We start from the raw sequence: 11,755 nt of genomic DNA, 5'->3' as shown, positions 1-11,755 counted from the left end.
TTTCTTGGTCATGGTAAACTCCTTGTCGAGTCGTTAGTTTACCAAGTTTATCTCTACGGTTTCTTCAGCATAGCTCACCCTAAGCATTTTAAAAAAATAACAACGAATAATGGATTATGACTTATGAGCACGCCATTTAATGAACCGCATAACGCCCGTGACCAATGGGCGCGACTATTTAGTGCGCAACGTTTGGGCAGTGATAAATTACCACCAACACCCGATAGTGCCCGTAGCGCCTTCCATAAAGACTACGACCGCTTAGTATTTTCGCACTCCTTTCGCCAGCTTAATCAAAAGACCCAAGTACATCCCTTAACCAATCAATTGGGCATTCATACCCGTTTGACTCATTCATTGGAAGTATCGTGTATTGGGCGCTCATTAGGAATGATGGCCGCAGAAAAACTGCATGATACCTTACCAAATGGCCTGCCAGAAGGAGTAACGCCCGCAGATGTCGGAGTGATTGTGCAAGCGGCTTGCCTCGCTCATGATATTGGTAATCCGCCGTTTGGTCATGCTGGCGAATATGCGATTCGTGATTGGTTTTTACATCCTGAGCGCCAACCAGTGCTGCAACGTTTAAGCGCTGATGAGCGTTTGGATATCACCGCTTATGAAGGCAATGCCCAAGGATTTCGGCTATTAGTAAACAATGAGCACCATCCGGATAAAGGCGGGATGCGCCTCACCTGCGCAACTTTAGGCGCATTTATGAAATATCCGTGGTTGGCAACGCATAGCAATGATGGCAATATTAAGAGTCAAACTCAGCAAATAGCTAATGCCCAAAAATTCGGCTGCTTTTATAGTGAGGCGGCACAGTTAGAAGAATTAGCTGCTTGCTTACATCTACCGCGCGCGGCGCAGCACGATGGTTATAGTTGTGGCTACGCCCGCCATCCCCTTGCCTATCTACTTGAGGCGGCCGACGATATTTGCTATGCCCTGATAGATTTAGAAGATGGCGTTCATCTTGGTATGCTCAATTATAACGAGGTGGCGAGCATCCTTTATGAGCTGATTGGTGAGCGTCCCGATACAGTAACCTTACCGCCCGGGACGTCGGTTAGGCAGAGCTTAGCATCACTACGGGCACGAGCGATGATGCGCTTGATCAATACTGTCACCGATGCCTTTGTTGATAATAGCGAGGCGATGCTAGCAGGGTCACTAACCGGCAGTTTATTTACTCATTGTGATGCTGCGGTACAAAATGGCATCACTCAAGCCAAGCAGTTGGCACGTGAAAAAATATTTAATCACCCCAGTAAAGTGCGAATGGAGTTGATGGCCAATCAGTGCCTACATCGACTGCTTGACGCCTTTATGCCGCTAGCATGGACAGCACTTGCCGCCACGCCAAAATCGTTTGAGCAGCAACGTCTATTAATTTTGCTACAGCCGCATCTCGACGAGCATCGCCGTATATTATCGGACAATATTTATCATAATATTCTGAATATTTTAGATTTTATCACTGGTATGAATGACTATGAGGCTTATCGATTGGCGCAAGAGTTACAAGGGTATTGGGGCTCGACGATATAAAAAATTGACCCGTCTATTATAACTGTGAATTTTGTTCGTATTCTTACGTTGAAATGAGTATGATAAACACATAACAGGTAACTTTGAAACATTATGAGCAGTCGCGAACAAAAGAAACTTCAAACTCGGCACGCGTTCTTTAACGCAGTCTTAGATCTTTGTATGACTGGACAATCTTTCAGCTCCATCAGTCTACGACAAGTCACCCGCGAAGTCGGGGTGGTGCCAACCGCCTTTTATCGTCATTTTGATGATATGGAATCTCTCGGTCGGGCATTAGTGATTGAGGAATTAGGCGGCACTCTGGCTGTATTAAGTGATAACTTACAAATCGGGCGTAAACGGAGCTTTGATCGGCAAATTGCTAAAAGTATTCAGCTGTTTTTGCAAACGGTCAGCGCCCAGCCGCGCTATTGGCAGTTCTTGGTTAGTGAGCGCTATGGCGGCTCAGAAGCGGTACGCAAAGCCATTAGCAATCTGATAAAAATGCATGGTCAGATTTTGGGGGAAGATTTGGCACTCCAACCTGCCTTTGCCCACATCAATGCTTATGACCGTCGCCTGCTATCTGAAGCCGGAGTCAATATGTTTTTTTCTTGGATTATTGACTGGCTGGAATTGACTTATTCTGAGACTCACGATGATGATGTTAGTTTGGCAGAGATTGAGGATAAAAAACAGTTGATGCTTCACAATTGTACCCGCCAAGCGCAAATGCTGTTTTATGGGGCTTATAATTGGAAATCGAGCGAGGAAACTCATCTTAACGACTGATTTTTAAGTGATTGATTTTTTAGTAACTAGAAACTAGGTCGAAATGCCCACAAGCGTTGTGAGATTACTTTAATTTCTTTAGTACTGGCGCTACTGTTACTATCATTATAGTTATTACCGTTATTACCATTGCCAGCTGTATTACCAATATCAGCGTTATTCGTACTGCTATTGGCGCTGGTCTTGCTAATCAATACGGTGGCATAACGCTGCCGCGCTTCACCAACATTTGAGCTGTCCGTGGCGGTGATGAGCGCCATAAATGCTTGGCTATCGACAGCCAGCAGTGGCGTTAAAGCCTGACGCTGCTCATCGCTTAAAGCACTCAGTTGCGGTAATTGCCACAACTCCTCAATAGATTCTAATACCTGCTGGGTACGCAAATCAGTCAGCGCTTGCATTTGCTCAGCCGTGCCGCCATCCATTAATGCTGCTAATACCACAGGACTTGCGGTATTGACATTGATCGGTAGGTAATATGGCACAGCGGTAATATAAGGTCGCAGGGCCGCCAAAACCTCAGTACTCACCCCACGCACTTCTTGCAATTGCTCGACACTTACAAACGGCTGATTGGGTAAGGTTTTATCTGCACTACTACTTGCCTGCTTCGTATAAACTACGGCTTCATCGCCGCCCTCTTTATAGATTTCACTATCCGTATCTTGCCAATCAAACACCGCAATAGCAATATCAGGCACTAAATTTAACTGAGTTAATAAATGCTGAAATACGGCCAGCGCCACGGTATCAGGCGCGCCATCATGATATAGGTTATTGATATTAAAACGACTGCTCTCATCACGTAATTCGGCAGTGATAGTATGTGACCCTAAAGTATAAGGCGGTAGCGGCTGCGCCCAAATGTCTTGCGTGCTATCAGTATCATTGAGTTTAGCATCTGCACGAATGATGGTGACTGCCAACTGCTGACCGGCATTGATATCTTGTAGCAGCTGATCTTGATTAAATAACAAGCCACTACGGCGAATAGCAATCTTTTGACTGGCAAGCATCGCCCCTGCGACCACAGTAATGCTGACCACTAATAGTAAAATAGTCAATAGTGCCACGCCGCTCTGAGAGTCTGCTATCTTTGTCATAAGCGATTTATTTTATTGAACCATTATTAATTTATTGCTGCACTTTTAAGGTTAGTGTCTGTGTTGTTTTCCGAGTTAATACTTCTATTATTGCCATCGTTATTATTGCTATTGTCGGTACTGTTGTTAACATCACTATTGGCAATACTATTACTCTGTCCGCTACTGTTATGAGAAATAGCTTGCGGGGTCAACGCCCACTGCCATATAATTGGAATTTCCTGATAAGTGAAGCTAAAACTAATACCTTTAGGTAGCAGCATCGTTTTAGCATTACTAACAGCCGGATTGTTTAGCTGCCCTATCGCATTGTTGCTATTACTTTGACCGTTTTGGCTGTCTGAATGGGGAAACGTCACACTCAACTCAGGTAAATAAGCCTGCCAGAGCCCTGCGCTCACCCCTTCAAGTAATACGGTATCCAGACTGATGCTATCGCGCCCGCCTTGGATACGGGTATATTGGCGGCGAATCAAACGCTCATCAGCAAGGATATATTCAATGCGCTGTACGCTGGGGCTATTTTGATAGCGTGGGTCTGGATCAGCAAAGCGCACAAAGCTGACATGCTCACCATTCAAGCTCATAAAGGGTTCGGCAGCACTAGGCGACGTTTGATTGCTGCTAGGATTATTAGCACCGCTGCTATTATTATTTTGAACAGCAGGCGCTTGATAGGCAATGATTTGTCCCATGTCTTGCTGCAGCTGTAGATAGGCATATTGCAATACTGCTAAATTATCCGCATGGTATTGCGCTCGTTCGCGGGCTCGATTGACGCTATCAAATACTTGCCAACCAGCCACTGCTAACATAGCAAATATCGCCATGGCAACCATCAGCTCAAGTAAGGTAAAGCCGCGCTGCTGTGTCAAAGCGTGCCTCCAGTTGTCATTGAGCTGGCTAAATCTAAGCTGCCTATCTCTTGTTCAGCATTTCTTAACAGCACATTAATATCAGTAACTACTGGGCGCGCTTGACCATCAATAATTGGAGCGACCGTGATACTTACCTCTTTTAAGGCGGGGGTCAAGGTATCGGCAGTGGTCGCAATAGTCATAGCCACCTGCCACTCACGACCTTGCGCACTCACAGTTTGCGTGCGATTGGCTATTAGCCAAGTGTCTTGAATACGCAAGTCAGCAGCAGCATTTTGTGCCACAAAATGCGCAAGCGTTCGCGTTCGCAATACATCGACTGAATTTAAATAAGCACTACTGGCACGGCTAGCGGCAACCGCGACCACCGCTAAAATAGCCAGCGCTACCATCACTTCAATCAGTGTAAACCCACTCTCACGTTTTGCTAATGAATAGCTTGGGATTGTCGATTTATTAGCTGCTAGTTTATTAATCGATTGACAGTTTTTGGACATCAGTTATAACCCTTGCCCAATCATGATACTGCCATCAGGCATGATAGTAATCACTTCGCCGACCAATCGCGACTGATGACGAACCTCTATAGTCACTGGCGCGGCTTGCCCCGTTCCAAACCATAATACTTGCGGTACCGTTTGGGCGCTAAACCAAGGCTGCAAAGTTCGTTCCTCTGTCGCAGCGCCTCCACTGCTCATACTATTAACCTCTAAGCTTTGAATACTTAGGCTAACCCCAGCGGGCAGCTTTGGCAACGTCACTTCTGGCTCAAGCTCCCAACTCGGTGTTGGTTGTTTTTTGGCATTAGTGGCTAATAGATCGGTAGACAGCTCCATGGCATTTCTGGGTGTACTGTCAGTACCACTGGCGGGGTTAGCAGAGGTTTGATAAGTAATATAAGAATTAGATAAAGTGACAATAACCGGCGTGACTTGACCTTGCTTGTTTGTTTGCAAGCTCAACCCCATCGGCTGCATACGCTCTGCTGACAACAGGCGCACATAACTTAGCGAATCGGTAAGATGCTCATAAAAAGCGCGGTTCTTACGCGACTCACCACTACCGACTGACAAGCTCATCATACCGGCAAAGATAGATATAATGACCACCACTACCACGATTTCAACCAGCGTAAAACCAGCCTGCGAGCGGGTAATCATTAGATTTGATAGCGGCTTGGGGGATAGATTTTGATAATAATCGGCATGAGACACATATCGAGACGAGCAAAGCACTGAGCTGGACTGAGCTTTGGCAGTAACCGGCATAGTGCACCTATTATCATGGTGATATGTAAAATGGGTAGGAAGGATAAGCATTAGGAGCTATTAAGACCTTAACCGGTATAAATAGCGACCGGCTAAGTTTTTTGAAGTTTTGATTTCAATTTAATGTTTTGCCTTTAATACGTGGTATTTCGATGCGCCTCTGATTCAGTCTCAATTTGCTCAACCAATTCTTGCATATCTTCATCCATCACCTTTTCGTCAGGCGCATAGGTCGGATAATGACTGGGCAAATCTAACATCTGTTTGACTAAAGCATAGCGCAACGTATCACGGCGACCTAAATAGCGCTGATAAAAGCTAGAATTCAATAATCCAGCCCCGCCCTGTCCCATCGCCCAGATGGAAGACAAGTAATCACGGGTACTCATACTGCTGCGCTCATCTCGAAGATAAGCACTGATAATATTAATTAGACGCTTCATACGCTGGCGGCGAATGTCATACAACTCGCCGAACAAGCGATTAAGTCCGGTCACAGAGGCCGCAAGACGCTCTTCAATTTGATTGAGCAACATGGCTTTTTGCGGATTGAGCAACTGCTGAAAAATCATCCGCGCAACACCAGCTGAGGGACAGTCATCGATACGATTAATCTCAAACAACTGCTCTTCATAACGCACGATAATGCGCAAATAGAGCTCATCTTTACTAGAGAAGTGCTTATACAGGGTACCTTTAGCCAAATCTAGCTGATCGGCCAAACTGTCCAAAGTAATATCACCGTTGCCGGACTCCAGCAATAATTGCTCAGCCATCGCTAAGATATTCTCTTCTCGGGCTTTGAACTGGTGTTGACGACTCATAATCCCTTCCTAAAAACTGACAAGATTAAGCATAAGGCCATAGTGCGATAGATAGTGAGCCGGCAATAAGTATCATAAGTGGCTATGACTACTGCTGCGAGGGATGCTGATATTAATCACTATACTGCAGCGTATTACGACGCAAATATGTAGCAGCTTAACGATGAGCATATTCAATAAATGACTGATTGGTCATAGCATAACGATTTTAGTGATACTGTGCCAGTAAATTTTCGAAGTTTTTTGCAGTCAACGCGCCAACCTCTTCTACACTACTGCCATATAAGTCAGCTAAACAACTGGCTACGTAGGGTACGTAGGCCGGTTCATTAGGTTTGCCTCGTTTCGGTACTGGTGCAAGATAAGGACTATCCGTTTCAATCAACAGCCTATCTTTTGGCACTTTTTGCGCCGCATCGCGGATGATTTGCGCACTTTTAAAGCTAACAATCCCTGAAAATGAGATATAAAAACCCAAATCAAGGGCTTTTTTGGCGGTTTCCCAATCTTCAGTAAAACAATGAATGATGCCATGTTCAGCGCTTTCTGCCTTGAGAATATCAATGGTGTCGTCTTTGGCTTCGCGAGTATGGACGATTAGTGGCTTTTTGAGCTGTTGGCTGGCATGGATATGGCGAGCAAGGCTGGCTTGTTGGGCCAGTTTGTTCTCAGTTGACCAATAATAATCCAGCCCAGTCTCGCCTATTGCCCACACCTGCTCGGCACTAGCAGTTGCTATCAAGCGCTCTACGGTCGCTGACTGTAATACGCTAATATCTTCGCAAGGATGAATCCCCACACTCATGCCCAAATTTAGAGTCTCATCGTTATACTTACTGACAATATTGGCAATCTCGTCATATTCAGCAAAATCACACATAATGGCCATGGCGCGGGTGACGTTGGCTTCTTTCATCGCAGCAATCGCCCCAGACAAGTCACCATCGTGGCGACTTAAATCTAAACGGTTCAAATGGCAGTGGCTATCAGTAAACATAGGTAATCTCATAATTTAAAAGTGTGTCAATAGAAGCTTTAATTGCCTTAGCTGTACTGTTTTTCAAGAGCTTGTCTATAAGAAAAACTAACCGCGTATTAATAATAAGACCGTTAGTAAATTAAGAACAGGGTTAACAAACAATCAGTGCATCGGCACTACGCGCATGACCTCTTCCAGTGTCGTGACTCCTTCGCTAACACGTTTTGCTCCCGATAAACGTAGGGGCTGCAAACCTTCACGATAAGCTTGTTGTTTGATAACGTCTAAATTGGCGCCAGCAGCGACCAATTTTTTAAGCTCATTAGACAAGGGCATAATCTCATACAAGCCAATACGACCTCGATAGCCAGTATGGCGACAATGCTCACAGCCTTGCGCGCTATAAATTTGCGTAGGTAATGGCGCACGCCACGGTTGTACTAGCTCTTGCCACTGAATGGCAATCTCACTGTCAGCGGTCACTGTATGGTCTTGCTTACAGTGCGGGCAAAGCGTTCGCAACAGGCGTTGCGCCATCACGCCCAATATCGTCGCTGAGGTCAAAAACGGCTGCACGCCCAAATCATGCAAGCGCGTCAAGGAGCTGGGCGCATCATTGGTATGCAGAGTTGATAGCACCAAATGTCCGGTTAATGATGCTTGTACCGCCATATTAGCGGTCTCGCTATCTCGAATCTCACCAACCATCACAATGTCAGGGTCTTGACGCATAAGCGAGCGGATACCGTCAGCAAAGTGCAAATCTATGCCAGTATTGACCTGCATTTGATTAAAAGCCGGCTCAATCATCTCAATCGGATCTTCGATGGTACAGACGTTGACTTGCTCAGTTGCCAGCTGCTTGAGCGTACTATAAAGGGTGGTGGTTTTACCAGAACCTGTTGGACCAGTGACTAGAATAATACCGTTGGGATGGGCCGTCAGCTGATGCCACGTATTTAGCTGCTTACCGGACAAGCCTAACTGTGCAAATGAGCGCACTAATACTTCAGGGTCAAATACCCGCATCACTAGCTTTTCACCAAAAGCGGTCGGCAAGGTTGAAAGCCGTAGCTCAGTTTCCATACCATTATGAGTGCGGGTTTTTAGGCGACCATCTTGCGGTTTGCGTTTTTCTGCAACATTGAGCCGCCCTAATATTTTAATCCGTGCCGTCACCGCAACCATAATTGCTATCGGCATCTCATAAACGGTATGCAACACCCCATCAATACGAAAGCGTACCTTGCTAGTCTCACGGCGCGGCTCCAAATGAATGTCACTCGCGCGCTGCTCAAAGGCATATTGCAATAGCCAATCAACGATTTTAACAATATGCTGATCATTGGCATCAGGATTGGCATTATCACCCAATTGCAATAATGCCTCGACATTGCTAACGTCCGCCGCCGCCCGCTTCTGAGCAGTAGTCGCGCCAGCAATCGCTTGGGTCACTTGATAAAACTCTTGCCGATAACGGTTGATTTGTTCAGGATTAATATAAACAGTGCGATAGGTTTTTGATTTGATAACTTTATCAATATTGGTATGCCAATCGCTATAAAAGGGCTGATCAGTACCAATAACCACTTCATCGGTGGTGACTTCAATCGGTAAAATATACTGCGTACGCGCATATTCAAATGACATAATTTGAGTCACTGCAGGAACATCTATCTTTAAGGGATCAATACGTACGACTGGCATGTTGGCCTTGGCAGCCAACCACTGATTGAGCCAAATCAACGTCAATTTATGCTCATCCTTATTGCCCAAATCATGACCATTCGGCAGACCGAAATCAGCAATCGTTACTAGCGGATGCTGCGCCTTATCGCGGCGGCTGGTTATCACCAAATTATAACCGCGCTGATCGATCACTTTATCCACCAGTAACTCATCCAGACACCAGCGCAAATCGACGATTAAGGAAAAACTTGGAACAGACATATTTTTTCTTCTTTTATTGTTGGGTGTTGAATCTTCAGTTTTGAAACCTAAAGGTAAGGAGCAATTAATTTAAGCCTAATCTATATTATTAACGTCTATTATTTGCAATTGTCCGGTTTCTATTAACTGAAAACTCACATCAACGCCTTTATAACGCATCACAAACGGCTTATTTAATTCCTCACGCCGATACGCAGGGCGTGGATCTTGGGCGACTAATGCGATGATATGCTTAATGTCTGTTCCTATAAGTTGCTTTTGGTATTCGTAAATAATGGCTACCAAGCTAACCTTTTTGTCGCTATCTTTATTAGTGTCCTGGCCACTAGCTATGATTTGTGCAAATTGTTCTTGCGCCTGTGCCGTCATGGTTACGGTTAAGGGTGCAGGCGCATTAGAGGCGAAGCCACTGTCGGCGCCAATATGAGCATCACTATAAGCCACATAAGGCTTAATATCGATGATCGGCGTGCCATCGATCATATCAGCACCGCTAACCATTAATAGCACGCGTCCTTCTACCACTTTAACACTTTCCAGCTTAACCACTGACAGTCCCAAACCTGAGGGCCGATACATACTACGGCTGGCGAAAATACCTATCTTTTGATTACCACCCAGCCTTGGCGGTCGTATTTGCGGTCGAAACGTGACTTCATTAGCAATGGTTGCTTGATCTACTTGCTTGGACTGGTTTTCTTTATACCTATAATTGTGATGAAACTGCCAACTTATCCAAATATGGCTAAAACCGTCTAAGCCTATAAATGCCGCTGGCGTATCATAAGGTGCGAGCATTTCAATCACACTAACGAGCGCTACTAAATTTGGCTGTCTAGGCGCGCCAAATTTCTGCGATAATGGCGCACGGTGGTAGCCAATAAGAGGCGCAACATGGCTAGTTTCAAAATGACTAATTTCAAAGTGATCAGGCATAAACCAAATCCATAAAGTATTTAGTAACGATAAATTGACCAACTAAAACACGCGTGAACAAGCACACAGAGTTTTTCGCTAACGATATTCCATTTTATCATGCCAGCAATAGCACGCTGGGCGGATTTTTATTTTAAAGTTTGTTATGATGAACAACCATATTTATTGAGAATAGCTTGCATCCATGTGAACGTTTAACAAACAGCAAGCTAATTACAGCTGAATCTGCCTAATTTGCATGTCCTTGAATTCCTTTAGCTTTGAGTCCATCAACTTTGACAAAGTTATTTTCAATATTTAATATTGTTACCGCTATTCACTCTAATTTCTTAGCCTAATGCCAAATTTAATATCGATATTTAATGCTAATCCCATTCTATTTAAACTCATAATGAGCAATCAACGAGGACTTTATGTCGAAACTTCGCACCGAAACGGTCACAGAGGTTCATCACTGGAATGACAATCTCTTTACTATTAAAACCACTCGTGACGATGGCCTGCGCTTTCGTAATGGCGAATTTGCGATGATTGGTATCATTGTCGATGGCAGGCCACTATTGCGTGCTTACTCCATTGCCAGCCCCAATTATGAAGAGCATTTAGAGTTCTTTTCTATTAAAGTTCAAGACGGTCCATTAACCTCACGCCTGCAACATATCGAAGTCGGCGACGAGTTATTGGTCAGTAAAAAGCCCACGGGTACTTTAGTATTAGACGATCTACTACCGGGCAAGCATCTATATATGTTGTCAACTGGCACCGGACTTGCGCCTTTTTTGGCATTAGCACGAGATCCTGAAGTATATGAACGCTTTGATAAAATCGTTTTAGTGCACGGCGTCCGTCACGTCGATGATTTGGCCTATCGTGATATGTTCGAAAACGAGCTACCGAATGATGAAATCTTTGGCGAATGGTTCCGCGAAAAATTCATTTATTACCCTACTGTCACTCGTGAAGAATTTAGAAATACCGGCCGCATTACTGACTTAATAAAATCTGGCAAATTCTTTGAAGATATTGGTTTACCACCAATCAATAAAGAGGATGACCGCGTCATGATCTGCGGTAGTATGCCGTTCAATGCCGATGTGTCTGCCGTTTTAGATGAGCTTGGTCTGACTGTCTCACCACGTATGGGCGTACAAGCAGACTATGCAGTTGAACGTGCCTTTGTTGGTTAGATATAGGTAGGTTAAGTGCAAGTTGGTCAGAAAGTTATTTGGACAGTTGGCTAAGTCATTGCTAAGTTAATCACTCAATTATGATAAATGGCTTTTGACAACCAAAAAAAGCTTGACGGTTAAAAATAGGCTGCTATAATATGCCACCTATACAGCTAACCCTGTAGCCCAATTCGATAAAGTTCAACTTTATCACCCAAACACGCCGGTGTGATGGAATTGGTAGACATGACGGATTCAAAATCCGTTGCCTTTAAAAGCGTGTCGGTTCAAGTCCGACCACCGGTACCAATATTAAAATA

General features: G+C 44.7%; 11 protein-coding genes and 1 tRNA gene. 4 read left to right on the top strand and 8 right to left on the bottom strand.

Annotated features, from left to right (window positions below; genetic code table 11):
* Positions 1–123 precede the first annotated feature (123 nt).
* Both JMY06_RS02360 and JMY06_RS02355 read left to right on the top strand, forming a co-directional pair.
* Positions 124–1,554, top strand: a complete 1,431-nt coding sequence (locus JMY06_RS02360; protein WP_201615861.1) for a deoxyguanosinetriphosphate triphosphohydrolase — start codon at positions 124–126, stop codon at positions 1,552–1,554.
* A 93-nt stretch (positions 1,555–1,647) separates the two neighbouring features.
* Positions 1,648–2,328, top strand: coding sequence for a TetR family transcriptional regulator (locus JMY06_RS02355; RefSeq protein WP_201526935.1), 681 nt, complete (start codon positions 1,648–1,650; stop codon positions 2,326–2,328).
* Between the two features lie 26 nt (positions 2,329–2,354).
* Here the strand turns inward: JMY06_RS02355 and gspK are convergent, their stop codons facing one another.
* The 8 genes from gspK to tsaA all read right to left on the bottom strand — a co-directional run bounded on the left by gspK (position 2,355) and on the right by tsaA (position 10,266).
* The gene (gene gspK / locus JMY06_RS02350) at positions 2,355–3,431 is read right to left on the bottom strand and encodes a type II secretion system minor pseudopilin GspK (protein WP_201615859.1); all 1,077 of its coding nucleotides are present in this window, start codon (positions 3,429–3,431) and stop codon (positions 2,355–2,357) included.
* A 26-nt stretch (positions 3,432–3,457) separates the two neighbouring features.
* Positions 3,458–4,306 carry a type II secretion system minor pseudopilin GspJ gene (gspJ, locus tag JMY06_RS02345; RefSeq protein ID WP_201615857.1) on the bottom strand — a complete coding sequence of 283 codons (849 nt, stop codon included), beginning with the start codon at positions 4,304–4,306 and terminating at the stop codon, positions 3,458–3,460.
* The gene (gene gspI / locus JMY06_RS02340; RefSeq protein WP_201615855.1) at positions 4,303–4,806 is read right to left on the bottom strand and encodes a type II secretion system minor pseudopilin GspI; all 504 of its coding nucleotides are present in this window, start codon (positions 4,804–4,806) and stop codon (positions 4,303–4,305) included. Before gspI ends, gspJ begins: the two co-directional genes overlap by 4 nt.
* A 3-nt stretch (positions 4,807–4,809) precedes the next feature.
* Positions 4,810–5,577 (bottom strand): prepilin-type N-terminal cleavage/methylation domain-containing protein, encoded by a 768-nt coding sequence (locus tag JMY06_RS02335; RefSeq protein ID WP_201615853.1) that lies wholly within the window; start codon positions 5,575–5,577, stop codon positions 4,810–4,812.
* 134 nt (positions 5,578–5,711) lie between these two features.
* A complete protein-coding gene (locus JMY06_RS02330) occupies positions 5,712–6,401 on the bottom strand; it encodes a TetR/AcrR family transcriptional regulator (RefSeq protein WP_201526942.1) in 690 nt (229 codons plus the stop codon).
* A 208-nt stretch (positions 6,402–6,609) separates the two neighbouring features.
* A complete protein-coding gene (locus tag JMY06_RS02325; protein WP_201615851.1) occupies positions 6,610–7,398 on the bottom strand; it encodes a TatD family hydrolase in 789 nt (262 codons plus the stop codon).
* A 144-nt stretch (positions 7,399–7,542) separates the two neighbouring features.
* Positions 7,543–9,330, bottom strand: coding sequence for a GspE/PulE family protein (locus JMY06_RS02320; protein WP_201615849.1), 1,788 nt, complete (start codon positions 9,328–9,330; stop codon positions 7,543–7,545).
* A gap of 75 nt (positions 9,331–9,405) precedes the next feature.
* Positions 9,406–10,266 (bottom strand): tRNA (N6-threonylcarbamoyladenosine(37)-N6)-methyltransferase TrmO, encoded by an 861-nt coding sequence (tsaA, locus tag JMY06_RS02315; protein ID WP_201615847.1) that lies wholly within the window; start codon positions 10,264–10,266, stop codon positions 9,406–9,408.
* A 413-nt stretch (positions 10,267–10,679) separates the two neighbouring features.
* Here tsaA and JMY06_RS02310 point away from each other — a divergent pair, with 413 nt between their 5' ends.
* Both JMY06_RS02310 and JMY06_RS02305 read left to right on the top strand, forming a co-directional pair.
* A complete protein-coding gene (locus JMY06_RS02310; RefSeq protein WP_201526952.1) occupies positions 10,680–11,453 on the top strand; it encodes a ferredoxin--NADP reductase in 774 nt (257 codons plus the stop codon).
* 204 nt (positions 11,454–11,657) lie between these two features.
* Positions 11,658–11,744: transfer RNA gene (locus JMY06_RS02305), tRNA-Leu, on the top strand.
* Positions 11,745–11,755: the final 11 nt, after the last annotated feature.

The sequence above is a fragment of the Psychrobacter urativorans genome (assembly GCF_904846675.1).
GTDB lineage: Bacteria > Pseudomonadota > Gammaproteobacteria > Pseudomonadales > Moraxellaceae > Psychrobacter > Psychrobacter urativorans_B.
This window is presented reverse-complemented; position numbering and strand designations above follow the sequence as displayed.